This window comes from Ignisphaera sp., from assembly GCA_038831005.1.
Classification (GTDB): domain Archaea; phylum Thermoproteota; class Thermoprotei_A; order Sulfolobales; family Ignisphaeraceae; genus Ignisphaera.
Genome location: JAWBKZ010000005.1, coordinates 136902 through 152152 on the forward strand (window position 1 = coordinate 136902; position 15251 = coordinate 152152).

Below are 15251 nucleotides of genomic sequence, written 5' to 3' on the forward strand. Positions count from 1 at the left end.
TTTCAGAACCTATGTGTGAAGCTTATGGAATTAATATGCATAGAGAACTAATAGAATATAGTTATAGTGCTTAATTATCTTTTGATATATTTTCTGTACTTCTTGGTTAGACTATCTGCCATATATAAGGGATTTGGTAGAGGAAGCTCCTTATTCCATGTAGCTTTAACAACAGTTAAAGCTTCATCTGGTGTTATTCTATGGCCTACAGATACATATATTTCTCCACTCCATTCAGTCTCGATAATGTATCCAGCTTTAATTCCATCAACAACAATTATTTTCTTATTCTCTACAATCACGATATCTCCGTAGAGAATACTTCTAGCTACACCAATTGATGGTTTTTCTAGAGCTACACCTATATGTGATGCTATACCGAATTTTCTTGGATGTGTAATCCCATGTCCATTAACCATAACTATATCGAAATCAGTACACTTATGTATGAGTTCCTTAATCGCTGCAATCATTATTGGTGCTTCTCTAAATGCTAAAAGACCCGGAATATAGGGTACAGCAACATCGCCTACTACAGCAGTATGGCACACCTCTCTATTTCTTTTAACGCTATATGCTACAGCAACACCTACACCTATAGACTCTCTATACCCTACATCAACACCTACAATAATCTCTACGGCTTCTAGAGTAAGAGGCTCAATTCTTACAAAAGTGCTTAAACGTTCTTGTAGAGATTTAGCCCTTGATATATTAAAATCAAGTATACCTATTTTCGTAAAATTACACCAGGAATTAATACTATATTCTTTAAGAACTTGTTCCAAATCATAAAGTTAACTAGGTTAAAGGTATAGTCTTCTCCCTAATACCATTACTAGTAATAACAGCTGTATCTATACCATCACCAGAAACAGCATCTCTAGATGCAGCAGCTTTGATAGACTTTATGCACAATTCTTCAGCTTCATCTAGAGTCATATTCTTGTTATAGTTACTCTCTATGATACCTATAGCTATAGCTCCCCCAGTACCTACAGCAGCATAATCATCTTCTATCAGCGATCCTATAGGATCAAGAACGTAGAGATGATATCCATCAGAATCATATCCAGCAAAGATGATTTCTGATATGAATGGCATAAGCTTATAGCTATAGAGAATAGCTGACAAAAGTTTAGCGGCAGCTCTAACACTTATCTTTCTTGAAGTTAGTCGCTCTCTATACATAATTTCAGCTACAATTAATCTACTTATAGTCTGCATATCACCGAAAAGACCTGCTGCAGCCATAGCCATTCTATCGCCTATAACAAAAACCTTCTTACCAACCTTACTGAGAACAAATCCACCGTAACTAACTCTCTTCTCTGCTCCAATAACTATACCGTTATTTACCTTTATACCTACAGCTGTTGCGCCTATCATAGCTCTTTCATAAGCCATAGTTGGAGTCACCATCTACGATAATAGGGATAGGAAATTAAAAATCTATAATAACTTAACATCTGAGCAAATATTATTCAGAGAATTCGTAGAATGTACTCTAAGACAGTATAGTATTACCGTATCTTTTCGGCGGGATCATAACCATAGAGAGCTTTAAAAATCTTTCTACCTTCTTCTGTCATTCTCTCTGGCGTCCACTGTGTACTTAAATCAAGTCTTATATTGATATTCTTATTTTTGAAGTGCTCCTTGAGCATAGACTCTACCTGATAAACAACTAGATGTGCAATAGGACAGAAAGGTGTTGTGAGCCCTAAGACAACCTCTATATCGGTATCATTTACATTAACTTCGTAAACTAGACCTAAATCATAGATGTTTATAGGTATCTCTGGATCATAGACGTTTTTGAGTATCTCTATAACTTTCTGTTTAACTTCATCAATCATCCTCTAATCACTTAACACCTCTATTACCTATTATCTGAATACTCTTAAAGAATTTTAGGTTTAACGTATGTGAAGCAATTCGCAGGTTTTAGAGAGATTTCAGTATATTTAGAGCTGCTAGAGTAGCTTTATAGGGATCAGGATCTCGTGTTATAGCTGAACCTATCACTATTATTCTTGCTCCATGAGATACGAACATCCCCACTTCATGAGGTTTGATGCCTCCTGCAACCATAACAATAACATCGCTCGCCGCCACCTCTGCCACTTCCTTGAGTAGTTCTCTAGCTGTTAAACCTCGTTTCTTCTGCACATCTACCCCTAGATGCATAGCCACAACATCTACACCAAGTTCTGCTAATCTTAGTGCTTTATCGACAGGATTGGGAGTATAGATCATGTCTACTATTAGAGCTGAACCATACCTTCTGCACAGATTTAGCGCATCTTGAACAACATCTTCATCAACTATACCGAGTAACGTAACACCATCAACACCTTTGCTAAGGTATGCTGAAAACTCTAGTTCTGTTGCATCAACAGTCTTCAAGTCAACAATAACTAAGTTGTTTTTGGATACATCCTTGATTCTATCTAGAGCTAAGAAACCAAAGGTCTTAACTAGAGGAGTCCCTATCTCAACTATATGTGCGCCAGCATCAACAACTCTTGTAGCTACTCTCAGCGCCTCCTCTAGGTCTACGAAATCCAGAGCTACCTGGAGAAGAGGCTTTTTACGGGCTTCTTCAACTAATCTAGATTTCATCTCTTATACCCTATACTCGTGTCTATCTGCTGAAGGAATTCTTTACCTTCTTTAGTTTTTGGATAAGTAATCGTTAATATGGATTTCGGAAATGATTTACGCTTAACATATTCTAGATACTTTTTAGGCCAGCTAGATGGATCAAAACCTTTTTGAGCTAGAAGTGCTATAAGCCATCTCTCACTTCCAAAACCTGAGCACCCGGTCCATAGAGTTTCATCCTTATTGTGCTTTATTCTAAATGATTGTGTGAACTTTGTTCCGTGTATAGATATGTTGCCTACCTCTAGCCAATTCTTGTTCTCTTCTCTATCACCTCTGTATGGAAGCCATACCTCTATATCTACTGTACCAGGTCTATCTATATCTATCTCGATTTTCTCTTCAACTATACCACTGTGTTCATAAAACCATGGAGTTACCCAAGCGAATCTCCACTCAAGATCTAGAACCTTGTCTAAGAAGTATTCGTATCTATCTAAAAGCTTATTCCTGATATCTATAACTTGCTCAGGTTTTCCAAGCCAAACAACTTCTATTCTATGAAACTCTATAACTCGCTCTATACCGTGTATGCCACCAGCTTCCCACCTAAATGAGGGTCCACTCATATCGTACCACTTAACGGGTAGCAGGTTATCATCTAATATTTCGTTCTCAAAGAACCAGTAGAAAGGTTCGCACTGAGCGAAACATAGAAAATATGATGGTGGTTCTACATATTTTTGTAATTCTTTTGGTGGTGCCTCGTCCATTACAGTCATGTAGTCTATTAATGGTTCGAATTCAGATATATTGTAGCTCTTAGGTAGAGAAGCGAAAACCATGGAGTTTATAACGCCTTTGAGATGTCCTGTCCTTAAACCTACATCAAGTGGATACATCTTCGGGAACACGGCTTCTTCGAAACCCAGGGGCTTGATAACCTCGTCTAGGAATAGTTCTTTAAGCGAGTTAAGTAGATGTGTAAGTGGTGGAGTATAGATCCATTGACCTATGGAGGTTCTCTTAATCCATCCAATTTCTTCGAGAATCTTGTTCGGATCTTCGTAGAATAGAACTGGCTTAGTAGAGCTCTTCTTAAGTAGAATCCAATGTTCGGCTTTACCACCCCACCTATATCTCTTTTCTTTTTCCTCTATAAGTCTAAGAAGTCTAAGGAATATAGGTTTCTTAAGATCACTTTCAAATAAATCGTTAAGTTCAACGATAGTTTTTCCTTCCTCAGAATAAACTTTTTTTATGAATGGAAGAGATATGGATACTGATATAATACCATCGAGAAGTATCTTGGGTTCAGCAAGTTTTAGATTCCTCACACCAATCTTATAGTTTCTCCCGAGTATAGAAGAAAGAACATTTTTTATTCTGAGTGAAGCTTCATCGATACGTACCTTAGAACCTGTATTCAATTTTATGACTAGTTTATCTTCACTAATCTCGAAACTGTCTATATTGGCTGCTTCATTTGGATCTTTTGTACCCTTCTTAAGGTAGTCATTATTGAGATACTCAATAGCTTTTTCTATATCACCCTTAGCTTCCATAGGCAGAGCTTTACTAAATACTATCTCAAGCGTTCCTACTATCCTCATAGCTATTCACATTACAAGATAAATAGAGGAATAAATGCAATATAAGCTTAATGCATAAGATACACGATGAGTAAAGTTATATATCTGATGCTCAATAGGATAGTAAAACAGGATCCTGATGTGAAACCAATGGATATTTACGAAAGGTATGATCGACAAATCATGATTTTTGGTCTCGAAGGCCAGAAGAAGCTATCTAACTCTAGTGTAGCTGTAGTAGGTGCTGGTGGACTTGGTTCCCCGGCTATACTTTATTTAGTTGCTGCTGGTGTAGGTAGGATGTACGTTATTGATAGAGATGCTGTATCGATTTCAGACCTAAATAGACAGATACTGTATACTGAAAACGATATAGGTAGAAAGAAAGCTGATGTTGTATGCGAGAGAATCATGAGATTGAATAGCGCTATTGAAGTATTGTGCAAAGATGAAGAATTCAATGAATCTAATGGTAGAGAAATAGTCAAAGATGTTGATATAGTGATTGATGCTGTCGATAATTGGGAGACCAGATACATAATAAACAAGTTATGTGTTGAGCTAAAGAAGCCTCTCGTTCATGCTGGTATAATTGGTTGGTATGGTCAAGCTACAACAATTATACCGGGTAGAACTCCCTGTCTATCATGCATAATACCCAAACCCTCACCTAAGAAGAAGATACCAGTCATAGGTGTGACACCAGGGGTTCTCGGTGTAATTGAGGCAGCTGAAGCAATAAAATATCTTCTCGGTACAATTCCTTCATTACTAAACAAGCTTCTCATAGTAGATCTTCTCTATATGGAGTTTAGGACTGTAGAAATTAAAAGGAATACACAGTGCCCTGTATGTGGAATGCTTAAGAACGATGAAACAGTTAGAGAGCATGATATGTAGGGTTATTCTCGGTCCTTCTCTATAGCACCTATTCTGTAGAGATAGTTGAGTATCTTCTTAATATCTCTGAACGCTATTGATCTTCTATAGTCTTGCTCTATATGTCTAGCAATATCATAGATGTTCATGGATTTTATCGAAAGAATCAACGGTATGTATCTAGTGAACAGATGATACATAAACTTGTTCTCTATATCATTCATTATGTTTAAAGTATCTTCAAAACCTATGTGGGTATAGAGATGTCTCACAGATATAACACCTTTAGGTGCTATATATCTATAGATAGCTGTGTCTTCAAGATCCTCAAACTTCTCAGATGTGACATCCTCTTTCTCTTGTTTTAATTCTCTATAACTCTCCATAATATATGTATACATATTTTCAATACTCTTCTTTGTAGATTCGCTTAACTGATTTGAAGATTGTACATATATGGCTACACCTATGGCTATCGATATATATGAGGTTATATCTGGATCAAATTTATCTATAGTATCCATATCTGTATGATAGTAGATATCTGGCCACTGATTGATCATTACTGATGGTATTTGGAACTGGAGATAAATATCATGATCGCTTCCACTATCGTAAGGTACTACATCGAATCTATATGATATCGTCTTTATAGATGATGAGAATGTCGAGACTTTAGAGAGGCTATAGTTCAGTAGCTTCAGCATCAAACCTTCGTATAACTTGTTCGATAAAATTTTGGGAGGAGATATGAAGTGAAGTGTGGAGTTCGTTATCCATTGTTTTTCTCCAATCATATCGAGATTTACACTGAATTCTATATTGCTAGATTTTGTTTTTTCAAGCAGGTATGGAAGTGAGCCATAGTATTCAGGAAACAGAACAAACGCTATTTTTCTGTACCTCGGATAGCTAATACTATCTTTATTGAGCGCTCTATTAATTGCTTTAGCGAGCTCTATAAGTGCTACTACGCCACTAACATTATCGTTAACTGTTCCAGCAGGATGACATATATGTGCATATGCATGAATTTCTCTTTCTCCATCACCTAGCGATAGCTCAAGTACTGGTATATATGCTTCTGCTCTAAAGCTAGATTCTACATATATTCTTGCAATAACTTTATACCCCTTCTCTATACTGTTAATGATATGTATAGCGGCATGTCTAGATATCGATGTAGCTGGCGCTCTACATGTTTCTGTGTCTTCTCTAGACAGAAAGAGTCCTATGTATGGTACAGCTTCCTCATGAGCATCTTTCTTAAAGAATATGAATCCAGAAGCTCCGAATCTACAACCAGTTCTATAAACTATGTATGGAGACCCATAACTTAAGACTATTCTACCATCAACATTTCTGTACCTATTAAGATCAAGACCATCAGCCACATAAACAACTTCTGCTTCTACGTCACCTCTAGGGCTATGAGCGACTACAGCTGTTTTAGATGATAGGAATTTACTTAACATTTTATGTTTTGGTTTGACTATAGATGTGAATCCATCTTCTATATCCCATCCAACGATATCGTAATGAGTGCCATAATGTTCACCATAACTGAATCTATATGTCCTCATCTCAAAGTTCTCTAGATCAAGAAGGTTCTTAGCTACATAGTCTACAGCTTTTTCAAGCTCATTACTTCCTTGGATTCGATGAAATCTAGATATAGATGAGGCCATCCATAGAAGTTCTTGTTTAGAGTAGAAAGATTCTAGAGCACTATATATACCACTAATGTTAACCATGATATAGTCTCGCCTCTGCCAAATGAGTTACTAAATTGATGAAGATACACTAAAGCTATAAACCGTTAGTAACTCGTATAGTATATCGGTATCGGATAAAAAATTAGCAAAAGAGAGTTTGAGTATATGAAGGATTTGATTTCATGTCTATACTTTCTCTAGTAGTTCAGCTTCAATAAGTCTATCCACAATATCTATAACAGCATTATATACGGTATCTATATCTAGTCCTTCAACATTAGTCATTATGTCTTCAACTATGTGACCAATACTTGTTTCTCCATCGCAATGCGACCATATGTAATACACGATAGGTGCTAATGCATATGCCTTCTCTTCATTTACAGCAACTATAAACTCATCTTTATCTACTCCTACTTCAACACCCTTCTTCCTATACATTTCATTCCATCTAGGTTTTGATTCTTCATCCATGACCTATTCACCTAAACCTTCTACCACCACGTCCTCTTCCTTCTCCTCTTCTAAAAGATCTTCTTTCAGGTTGATAACCTTCAGAAGATTTAGGCGCATCTTCAGGTATAGACTCTGCTGGAGGAAGATTTTCATCTGGAACCTTATCTATACTACTGTTCTTACCAGCGTTAAGTTGTACTTCTCCTTTGAATGACGTTACCCAGGCATTCCTTATAGACACAGTGTCTCCAGAAGCAAGAGATGCTGCTTTCGCACCCCATAAAACTAGCTTCACTCTACCACTTTCGTCACCAACAATATATTCTCCAAGAGTTCTTACACCAGCTTTCGTATTGATTGTTCTTACACCAAGATTTTCCAGAACCCTTACTTCAACATTTACGTTCTCCATTCCTGGTTTAAGGTTTATTATCTTTGTTTTTTCTGACATTCAAATCGAACCGAAGATTTGGTTGATTTCTCTTTGTTCTGGAAGTTTATAAATATATATGCTGTGAGAGATTCGATGGTTAGAGGAATTGAATAACTTATGGAGTAAACAGTTTTGTGTTTTCAGTAACTATGGATTTTTAGTATGCGTATAGAGACTTTAAGATCTTTAGCTAACGCTACAGATTCTGACTGCATAGTGATTATGGTTGCACCAAATGTACTCTTTATAGCTAAAGTTGATGCAAATCAATATGACACAATAATTGCATATAGATGGACCACTAATGAATATAAAATACTTGCCCCTATTGATGCTAAGGAGAACCTTTCCATATCTCTTCAAGGTAGATGTAATATAGTTTACTACTCATTTAATTTGCATGAGAAAGAAGGTTACGTAATAGGTAGAGACTTTGAGAAGATATTGATAGTTTTTGAAATCTTTTATAGGACTTAATCTTAATACAGAAATACATGCACCATTTAAATACATTGACTTAGCTCTAGCTCGAATACTTCACAAGTATTGGAAAATAAGAGATGCAACTAAATCACTAATGTTTATAAGAGCTAAAAAGAGTCGTGAAGATCTAGAGAACATAGCTGATGTATCTAGATCTATTCTAAATATTTTGAGAGTTACAAGGATTTCAAAACAATAATGTAATTTAAGAATATTTCAAGCATGTGGCTAAAATTGTTGATGCAACTTGTATCGAACCTTTGTCTGTTTCTAGAGATATCGTTTCGATCTATGCATGCATAAAGAAATGTAATATAAAGATTGGGCTTTAAGGTGTCCATGACATTGAATGAGGATATCAAAAGATTCATCGAGGTCGTTAATGATGTTCTCGAGAAATTGCTTGAAAACGCTGTTATAGGAAGTAGGTGCGATGATATTTACAGAATATTTAGAATAGATTCGTATAGCGGAAGGAATGTGTGTATAGATGTTATGTGGTGTAGGTGCAGAGGTATGTGAGTATCTCTCGGATTCTGTATGGTTATTGTACTCTAGATAATGGTATGACTTTAATGATTAATGCTATGTTGAGGAAACTTATATATGTAACCTAAACTTGTTATCGTTAAAGTAGGTGTTGTGGTGATATAGATGGATGATAAAGAATCTACAAGTATGTCTGTAAGTGAGAAAAAAGCATCTATAGATCTAAACAAATTAGGACAGGCATTCATAGTGTACGATGGAGCTACAGATACTCTACATGTAACCTTATCTGATGAAGAAGCTGATGAAGTTGTATTACTTGAAAATGGAGTTATAGTTCAATTAAAAAAAGGAGCTGTTATAGGGTTCTCTATACCAAATGTAATGAGGTATGGCTAGACTTTAACGTTTCTTCATAGTGTTATCTATCTTCTGAATCTGTTAAAAAATATGTGAAATGTCATATAAACTATTAACATTTTTAAACCTTAACAACCTAGATTAGCTATAGGTATTGGGTTGTATGAACAGCACTAAAATTGTTGAAACAAGAAGGGTTCAGAAGTTCGGAAAATCAACATTGATGATATCTCTTCCAGCTGAATGGGTTAAATTTGTGAATCTCAAGCCTTCGGATATGGTTAGACTTGAATCTAAAGAAGATGGTTCTCTCATTATAATTCCGCAGAGTATTCTAGAACAGAAGGCTAAAGGTAAGGAGGTCAGACTCATTGTTTCTCAAACAACTCCTGAAGATATTCTTCTAAGATCTCTTTATGCATCATATATAGCTGGATACGATAGAATTATTGTAGAGAATTCCGAAGGGATACTTTCACCATCTCATATGCAGGCTATAAGATCACTTGTTAGATTATTGATAGGTTCTGAAATAGTTGATCAAACACCTGGAAGGGTTGCTATACAGATATTTGTTGATATAAATAGGTATAGTCTTGATGCACTTGTCTCTAGAGTAATATCTACGCTAAAGAATATGTTCAACTTTCTAACGCTCTCGATAAAGAATAGTAGTGTGGATCATCTGAAGGAAATAACGGAACTAGAGGTAGAGATGGATCGTGTTTATGCACTAGCCATAAGATATGTATATGTGTTGAGCTTGCTAGGATCAACACCTTTCATTACAGAATATAGAGCGTTGATAAAAGCGTTAGAAGATGTAGGAGATGCACTAACACAAGCATCATCGATATTCATAGATAAGCCACACTTAATGAATGTAGTAAAAATGTTTATCGAGGATAAACTCGATGAACTCAATATGCATATACAGTACCTACTAGACATAATACTGGATACGATGACGAAGAACAATGTGTATGTTGCTAGTAGGGCGATAGATTTAGCTCAAGAATCTTCAAAATTTATAGCTCGAATGGAGATGGATGTCATACCCAAATACAAGTCTATAGATGATTACCTTAACGCAAAAGCATTCTTCGAGAGGTTACAATTGATATGCTATAATCTTCAAGCAGCTACAGAAATGATTTTTGATATAGTTGTAGGTAAGCAGGGCAACGTAGTTAATCTAGTGTCAGATAGCGGCTAATGCTAACAGAATGTATCTCGAGGAGTGCTAGAGTTCCTGGATTTTTTCTTAGGTTTTTCATCTTTTTCTTTACTTTGAACCATTACCTCCACCAAAATCACTATTCTGTTCAGAACTATATCTGTTTTTCTTTTCCACAAGATATCTTCTCCAAAATGTCGATATTTCTGCTAGCTTCTCGATAGTTTTATCGTCAACATTTATTACTTTTCTGTCTAGTAGTTTAGCTAATAGTTTCCTTAGAGTCTTTCTTATAATCCATCTCTTTTCAAGAGATCCAAATAGCTTGAGTGATGTTGTTCTAATGCTTCTGTATCTAAGGATATGCTCTACAATTCTTTTCTCTTCCTCATCGAGAACATCTCTTAGATATCTATTAGCTAAGATAGCTATGGTATGGGGAGAAAAACCCAAATAAATATCCTCGGGATTTATATCGCTAAACTTCTTGGTGATCTCAAACTCTATTATGGATACCACATCCTCTTGATGTATATCACGACCATAGATATCTCTTAGATCGTTAAGAAGTTCCTCAATAGAATTATAGCCATCGCGTTTAGCATCTTCATCTGTAAGTTCACGTACCTTCTTATACGTAACATTCTTTATTAGGGCTTCAGCTATAGGTTTACCATCGCTATGTATTATAACAGTCCTAAGCCTAGGTACAACTTTACCCAATCTAATGGTTGTAGTTTTAAGACCATCAAGAATTAGCTGAGCAAAGTATCCTTTAATCATTAGGTACCTTCTGATAAATATCTTTCTCATAGCCACACCACTTCATCAATATTATTGCATCATTATAAGTGACTGCGGTAAATCGTAAACTGATTATCGTACACAAGATACCACACTATGTACAATCTCCAGTAACAGAATGAGCTTTAAGCTTTATTATGTAGATGCTTATACTAAACTGAATACGATGCTTAAATGAAGAAGCTTATGAATAACATCGAAAAAATACTGTTAAGAGTTTGGTGGCTCTACTCATATGAGGTAAAGAACCCGGTACTGAGCAACATATCAATAGAGGTAGCCTCTACCTTAAATGTCAGACCTTTCGAGAAAATCAAGATTTCTGAGAAATTTCCTCTAATTAATGCAGCTGTTGTCGGACTCAGGTGTAGAACCATTGTATTAACACAAACTTTATTAGAATTAATGAGCGCTGAGGAACTTAAAGCAGTATTTCTTCACGAATATGCACACTGTAAGCAGAAACACCAGGTCAAGTTACTAACGGTAGCATTATTAATATTGATACTAATGATGTTGCCCACGTCTTTAATATTCCTGAACATAGAGAATGAACTGATTGCAATATTGCTACTGGTGCTAATGACTTGTACTGCGTACATTGTTATGTTATCTATTATCAGGTATCTAACAAGGAGATTTGAGTTTGAAGCAGATCTTGTAGCAGTGGAGGCTTTTAGAGATCCAGCTATATATATAAATATGCTTAAAAAATTGAAAATATTTGACGTAGAACCATCTAGAAAAAACCTTATGAATATATTCAGATCTCATCCATATGTAGAAGAAAGAATAAATAGAATTATTGAAACATTTACCAAACATGTGTGATGTGGCATATATAGCACGTGTGTAGTGGGCCCGGGGGGATTCGAACCCCCGACCTACGGGTCTCTCCGATATATTCAACGCTCCAGCATTATTTCATCCCTTACGGTCATAAGACCCGTAGCTGCTGGAGCTTCGGCCTTTCTACATGGTCCGCCGCTCTACCTAGCTGAGCTACGGGCCCGCTAGCTATCATCAATACACAGAATTCTGTATATCTCTAGAGGTTTTAAAGGTTTATAGTACTACAAGATGAATATTCATGATGAGGATTCGGCTATCTACAAAGGATAACAATCACAGTTCTTTTACCCATATGTTTGTTGCACGAGTCCTTCTGATCTGTTTCATAAGTTTATCTATGTGTCTATATACTGTTGAGTGTTGTCTACCCTCAATAAGCATCATTATAGCTTCACGTGCAATATTAGCATTTTCATAGTTTCCTATAATTGCTACTGTTTCTCCATAAACAGATATATACGTATCGGTCATCTCCTCTATATTTTTTCGTGCTTTACCTTCTTCACCTATTATCCTACCCTTAACCCTTGTTAAATGGTTTTCAGAGTCTTTAACGTATTGAGTAAGGTCTATAACTATAAGAACATTATCTTCATCAAGTAGCTTAAATGCTTTCTCTGGAGAAAATCCATAGCCTATAGCTCTTATAACGTCTTGAGCCTTCATAAGATCGTAGGGTGTTGTCTGGGGTGATGCAGGCTCTATTACGGCTACACCATTGGTTTCATCAACAGTTATCTTAGTTCTTGTGAGTTCCATGATTTTTTTGATGATCTCTCCATTCTTACCTATAACAATACCTACTCGATCGAAAGGTATTGTGGTATATAGCTTGGTCATACCAATAATCACGTTTCTTTTCGAAACATTAAAACTACCGATTTGAACCTTAGTTGTAGACTTTCTTGGACCTTTGTTCAACTCCTCAGTCATTTTTGTTCCACCCAGGTATAAGAGCTTCACGAGATATTAAGCTTAATTAACTGTTACTACTTACCGTAACTAGTCTTGATTAAGCTTTTTCTCTATAATCAAGTCAAATATATCTTTAGCTGGAGGAACATTTATACCAACTTCATTGTTAAAGAATCTCACAATATTATGTATATCTCTATATAGAAACTGGGTAGCATTAGGATGATCAACTTTAACAGCTTGACTTACATCTATTATATATGGTTCACCCACAAACACCATGATATTGTATTCACTCATATCACCATGAACGAGTCTTGCCTCCCAGTAAAGCTTGTAAATGAAGTATAGAACTTTATCAAAAATCTTTTCAGCAATTTCTTCACAAAGCTCACCATTTTCGTGAAGCTCCTTAAGAAGTGGTGCTCTTGCACCATTCTCGCCTATAAACTTCATGACCAAGACATTTTTATTGACACACAAAGGTTTAGGAACACTTACACCTACATCATATATCCTCTTGAGATTTGCAAACTCTTTTCTAGCCCAAACAGCCATGAGTTTATGTGAAGGTAGTGAAGCTACCCATTCATATCTTGGATCGCCATGTATGTACTTCCAGATACCTTTTCTGAATTCAGCTGTTGCTGTAAGGTATATCTTTACAGCAAGATCAGATCCATCAAATCCTTTGGCCCAATACACCCTAGCTTCCTTACCACTAGCAACAACACCTTTTAATGTCTTTATACATTTCCTCCTTCTAAGGTCTAGAATAGCAAGGATAGTTTGTCTATCGAAAACTTCTTCAACAACTTCAAAAAGGTCTTTATCTCTTAATCTAGGTTCTCTGAATTCCTTCTTGATCTCTCTATCAACTTCACTATCAATACTGTCTTTTTGGACCAGCTATTGACTCCCCTCTATAAACTCTTTTGCCACTACATTCATATTTATAAGTTTCCTAATCTCATCTTTTTCGTACCTATGTAATATATCTCCCTTATTCGGCTGGAAATCCCAAGGTGCTACAAGAACAACATCTCCTTCAGATAGCCATGCCCTTCTTCTGAATCTACCCGGTATTCTACATATTCTTGTTACACCATCAGAACACCTAACCTTTGTGTAGTCAGCACCTATTATCTCTTCTACCACACAAATAGTCTGACCTTCACTAGGCAACATAACGTCTTTTTGTAGTGGTTCAGTTTGCTTTCTCTTTACTATAAATTCCTCACCTTTGCATCTAATTACTTTATGTTACTACTTTATTAACTTATTGCTTTTCAATATGTTTATCTAGCTCTTTTCTTCATCTTGTTATACATGTTCAGTAGCTTATCTAGAGACACAAAAATCTTTTCTCCATCACTATCAACAACATCTATACCGTTCTCATGTACCTTGTCAACTGTATAGGCCTTTCCATCCAAAACTATATAGTCACCTTCTCTAGGGTTGATTATTCTAATAGATATGTACTGTTTACCATGTCTAGAGCCATTCCTTATTCTTCTAACATCGCCAAAAGATTCTACAATCCTAACGTTTCTCCACGTCCTTAAAGCTATGTCTACTATCTTCTTTGCAATACTTCGTGAAGCAATCTTTATGTCGATGCCATTTTTAACATCGCTAATTTCCACAATGTAGTCGTAGAAGAGCTGTAAGATCTCGTTCTTAAATTTCTCGACAAGATCTTCATAGTTCATGAACCTAAGTTGAACAATAGCTTCAAAACCACCTCCAGCTCTCTTGAAACATATTGGACATAAGCCTTTCTTCCACTTTATTTCTGTAGTGCTTTCTATTGTATACCTAATTATATTCTTTATCAAAATATTTACATAAATTTTAGCCTGCTTGTTTAACATATCATCAAGTTCTATATCCAGATTTTCTATATCTACATCTGTTTCCTTCTTTACCAGCGATGTTATGTGTTGTTCAATTATATATCTTGCTTTAGATGGTGTATTGGGATAAAACCATCTGCTACCTATCGATATAGCTCCACATCTACTACACAAAGTAACTTCTATTAGTTTAGGGATCTCTAAGAGTTTCTTAGTTTGAATATAACATTTCACACACAAGTTATCTACTATAGGTGTCTTCAAATCTTCTTCTTTACCGCATTTCGAACAGAATCTCCTCAATCTCTGTATACCTCTCTAATTATCTGTATATGGAATTGATCTTCAACTTTTAGAGCATAATCTTCGTTTACAAGCCCCAACTGAGAAAGCTTCTTTATTATTCGACGCCCAGTCACAACTGCTATCTCACCTTCCTCTATAATCTTGAGAGCTGTCTCAAAATCTACTCTTTCACCTTTGTAGAAATTTGGTGAAACATCGAGAATTAAATCACCTTCTTTAAAAACCTTACCCAAGATTTCTTCATCGCATACAGCCACAATACTGTTGTTGTTTATATGGTGTATCTTAACGTAGTACATACCTTCCATGCTGTACTCCTTCATA

General features: G+C 35.9%; 21 protein-coding genes and 1 tRNA gene. 7 read left to right on the forward strand and 15 right to left on the reverse strand.

Annotated features, from left to right (window positions below; translation table 11 throughout):
* Window positions 1-74: 74 nt before the first annotated feature.
* The 5 genes from QXK50_07070 to QXK50_07090 all read right to left on the reverse strand — a co-directional run bounded on the left by QXK50_07070 (window position 75) and on the right by QXK50_07090 (window position 4220).
* Window positions 75-788 carry an endonuclease V gene (locus QXK50_07070; protein ID MEM2008908.1) on the reverse strand — a complete coding sequence of 238 codons (714 nt, stop codon included), beginning with the start codon at window positions 786-788 and terminating at the stop codon, window positions 75-77.
* 13 nt (window positions 789-801) lie between these two features.
* The gene (psmB, locus tag QXK50_07075; protein ID MEM2008909.1) at window positions 802-1407 is read right to left on the reverse strand and encodes an archaeal proteasome endopeptidase complex subunit beta; all 606 of its coding nucleotides are present in this window, start codon (window positions 1405-1407) and stop codon (window positions 802-804) included.
* Window positions 1408-1523: 116 nt separating this feature from the next.
* Window positions 1524-1859, reverse strand: coding sequence for a metal-sulfur cluster assembly factor (locus QXK50_07080; protein ID MEM2008910.1), 336 nt, complete (start codon window positions 1857-1859; stop codon window positions 1524-1526).
* Between the two features lie 88 nt (window positions 1860-1947).
* On the reverse strand, window positions 1948-2625 hold the full coding sequence (locus QXK50_07085; GenBank protein MEM2008911.1) for an orotidine 5'-phosphate decarboxylase / HUMPS family protein: 678 nt from the start codon (window positions 2623-2625) through the stop codon (window positions 1948-1950).
* Window positions 2622-4220, reverse strand: a complete 1599-nt coding sequence (locus tag QXK50_07090) for a serine--tRNA ligase (GenBank protein ID MEM2008912.1) — start codon at window positions 4218-4220, stop codon at window positions 2622-2624. The genes QXK50_07085 and QXK50_07090 overlap by 4 nt, the downstream gene beginning before the upstream one ends.
* Window positions 4221-4349: 129 nt before the next feature.
* Between QXK50_07090 and QXK50_07095 the strand changes: the two genes are divergently transcribed.
* A complete protein-coding gene (locus QXK50_07095; GenBank protein ID MEM2008913.1) occupies window positions 4350-5099 on the forward strand; it encodes a HesA/MoeB/ThiF family protein in 750 nt (249 codons plus the stop codon).
* A gap of 2 nt (window positions 5100-5101) precedes the next feature.
* On the opposite strand, the gene QXK50_07100 is transcribed toward QXK50_07095, so the two are convergent.
* The 3 genes from QXK50_07100 to QXK50_07110 form a co-directional block, all read right to left on the reverse strand.
* The gene (locus QXK50_07100) at window positions 5102-6832 is read right to left on the reverse strand and encodes a DUF4910 domain-containing protein (GenBank protein MEM2008914.1); all 1731 of its coding nucleotides are present in this window, start codon (window positions 6830-6832) and stop codon (window positions 5102-5104) included.
* Window positions 6833-6979: 147 nt separating this feature from the next.
* A complete protein-coding gene (locus tag QXK50_07105) occupies window positions 6980-7267 on the reverse strand; it encodes a PqqD family protein (protein MEM2008915.1) in 288 nt (95 codons plus the stop codon).
* Between the two features lie 7 nt (window positions 7268-7274).
* Window positions 7275-7700 (reverse strand): single-stranded DNA-binding protein, encoded by a 426-nt coding sequence (locus QXK50_07110; GenBank protein MEM2008916.1) that lies wholly within the window; start codon window positions 7698-7700, stop codon window positions 7275-7277.
* Between the two features lie 144 nt (window positions 7701-7844).
* On the opposite strand from QXK50_07110, the gene QXK50_07115 reads away from it, so the two are divergent.
* The 5 genes from QXK50_07115 (at window position 7845) to QXK50_07135 (ending at window position 10230) form a co-directional block, all read left to right on the forward strand.
* Complete coding sequence (locus QXK50_07115) at window positions 7845-8159, forward strand: hypothetical protein (protein MEM2008917.1); 315 nt, start codon at window positions 7845-7847, stop codon at window positions 8157-8159.
* A complete protein-coding gene (locus tag QXK50_07120) occupies window positions 8137-8364 on the forward strand; it encodes a hypothetical protein (GenBank protein ID MEM2008918.1) in 228 nt (75 codons plus the stop codon). Before QXK50_07115 ends, QXK50_07120 begins: the two co-directional genes overlap by 23 nt.
* Before the next feature lie 146 nt (window positions 8365-8510).
* On the forward strand, window positions 8511-8687 hold the full coding sequence (locus tag QXK50_07125; protein MEM2008919.1) for a hypothetical protein: 177 nt from the start codon (window positions 8511-8513) through the stop codon (window positions 8685-8687).
* Window positions 8688-8819: 132 nt separating this feature from the next.
* On the forward strand, window positions 8820-9053 hold the full coding sequence (locus QXK50_07130) for a DUF2283 domain-containing protein (GenBank protein ID MEM2008920.1): 234 nt from the start codon (window positions 8820-8822) through the stop codon (window positions 9051-9053).
* Between the two features lie 124 nt (window positions 9054-9177).
* Window positions 9178-10230, forward strand: a complete 1053-nt coding sequence (locus QXK50_07135; protein ID MEM2008921.1) for a phosphate uptake regulator PhoU — start codon at window positions 9178-9180, stop codon at window positions 10228-10230.
* A gap of 69 nt (window positions 10231-10299) precedes the next feature.
* Here the strand turns inward: QXK50_07135 and QXK50_07140 are convergent, their stop codons facing one another.
* Window positions 10300-11004, reverse strand: coding sequence for an ASCH domain-containing protein (locus QXK50_07140; GenBank protein ID MEM2008922.1), 705 nt, complete (start codon window positions 11002-11004; stop codon window positions 10300-10302).
* A 165-nt stretch (window positions 11005-11169) separates the two neighbouring features.
* On the opposite strand from QXK50_07140, the gene QXK50_07145 reads away from it, so the two are divergent.
* A complete protein-coding gene (locus tag QXK50_07145; protein MEM2008923.1) occupies window positions 11170-11826 on the forward strand; it encodes a M48 family metalloprotease in 657 nt (218 codons plus the stop codon).
* Between the two features lie 25 nt (window positions 11827-11851).
* On the opposite strand, the gene QXK50_07150 is transcribed toward QXK50_07145, so the two are convergent.
* The 6 genes from QXK50_07150 to QXK50_07175 form a co-directional block, all read right to left on the reverse strand.
* A tRNA-Trp gene (locus QXK50_07150) sits at window positions 11852-12007 on the reverse strand.
* A gap of 113 nt (window positions 12008-12120) precedes the next feature.
* Complete coding sequence (locus tag QXK50_07155; protein ID MEM2008924.1) at window positions 12121-12780, reverse strand: KH domain-containing protein; 660 nt, start codon at window positions 12778-12780, stop codon at window positions 12121-12123.
* A 69-nt stretch (window positions 12781-12849) separates the two neighbouring features.
* Window positions 12850-13467, reverse strand: a complete 618-nt coding sequence (locus QXK50_07160) for a serine protein kinase RIO (protein MEM2008925.1) — start codon at window positions 13465-13467, stop codon at window positions 12850-12852.
* Window positions 13468-13671: 204 nt separating this feature from the next.
* Window positions 13672-14016, reverse strand: coding sequence for a translation initiation factor aIF-1A (locus QXK50_07165; protein MEM2008926.1), 345 nt, complete (start codon window positions 14014-14016; stop codon window positions 13672-13674).
* A 44-nt stretch (window positions 14017-14060) separates the two neighbouring features.
* Window positions 14061-14924 (reverse strand): NMD3-related protein, encoded by an 864-nt coding sequence (locus QXK50_07170; protein MEM2008927.1) that lies wholly within the window; start codon window positions 14922-14924, stop codon window positions 14061-14063.
* Window positions 14921-15235 (reverse strand): DUF424 family protein, encoded by a 315-nt coding sequence (locus QXK50_07175; protein ID MEM2008928.1) that lies wholly within the window; start codon window positions 15233-15235, stop codon window positions 14921-14923. Before QXK50_07175 ends, QXK50_07170 begins: the two co-directional genes overlap by 4 nt.
* Window positions 15236-15251: the final 16 nt, after the last annotated feature.

What these genes read in the sequence shown, in the direction of transcription:
- QXK50_07175 (MEM2008928.1), bottom strand. Translation starts at nt 15,235, where the DNA reads ATGGAAGGTATGTACTACGTTAAGATACACCATATAAACAACAACAGT.
- QXK50_07085 (MEM2008911.1), bottom strand. Translation starts at nt 2,625, where the DNA reads ATGAAATCTAGATTAGTTGAAGAAGCCCGTAAAAAGCCTCTTCTCCAG.
- QXK50_07135 (MEM2008921.1), top strand. Translation starts at nt 9,178, where the DNA reads ATGAACAGCACTAAAATTGTTGAAACAAGAAGGGTTCAGAAGTTCGGA.
- QXK50_07140 (MEM2008922.1), bottom strand. Translation starts at nt 11,004, where the DNA reads ATGAGAAAGATATTTATCAGAAGGTACCTAATGATTAAAGGATACTTT.
- QXK50_07090 (MEM2008912.1), bottom strand. Translation starts at nt 4,220, where the DNA reads ATGAGGATAGTAGGAACGCTTGAGATAGTATTTAGTAAAGCTCTGCCT.
- QXK50_07110 (MEM2008916.1), bottom strand. Translation starts at nt 7,700, where the DNA reads ATGTCAGAAAAAACAAAGATAATAAACCTTAAACCAGGAATGGAGAAC.
- QXK50_07155 (MEM2008924.1), bottom strand. Translation starts at nt 12,780, where the DNA reads ATGACTGAGGAGTTGAACAAAGGTCCAAGAAAGTCTACAACTAAGGTT.
- QXK50_07130 (MEM2008920.1), top strand. Translation starts at nt 8,820, where the DNA reads ATGGATGATAAAGAATCTACAAGTATGTCTGTAAGTGAGAAAAAAGCA.
- QXK50_07105 (MEM2008915.1), bottom strand. Translation starts at nt 7,267, where the DNA reads ATGGATGAAGAATCAAAACCTAGATGGAATGAAATGTATAGGAAGAAG.
- QXK50_07115 (MEM2008917.1), top strand. Translation starts at nt 7,845, where the DNA reads ATGCGTATAGAGACTTTAAGATCTTTAGCTAACGCTACAGATTCTGAC.
- psmB (MEM2008909.1), bottom strand. Translation starts at nt 1,407, where the DNA reads ATGGCTTATGAAAGAGCTATGATAGGCGCAACAGCTGTAGGTATAAAG.
- QXK50_07095 (MEM2008913.1), top strand. Translation starts at nt 4,350, where the DNA reads ATGGATATTTACGAAAGGTATGATCGACAAATCATGATTTTTGGTCTC.
- QXK50_07080 (MEM2008910.1), bottom strand. Translation starts at nt 1,859, where the DNA reads ATGATTGATGAAGTTAAACAGAAAGTTATAGAGATACTCAAAAACGTC.
- QXK50_07145 (MEM2008923.1), top strand. Translation starts at nt 11,170, where the DNA reads ATGAAGAAGCTTATGAATAACATCGAAAAAATACTGTTAAGAGTTTGG.
- QXK50_07100 (MEM2008914.1), bottom strand. Translation starts at nt 6,832, where the DNA reads ATGGTTAACATTAGTGGTATATATAGTGCTCTAGAATCTTTCTACTCT.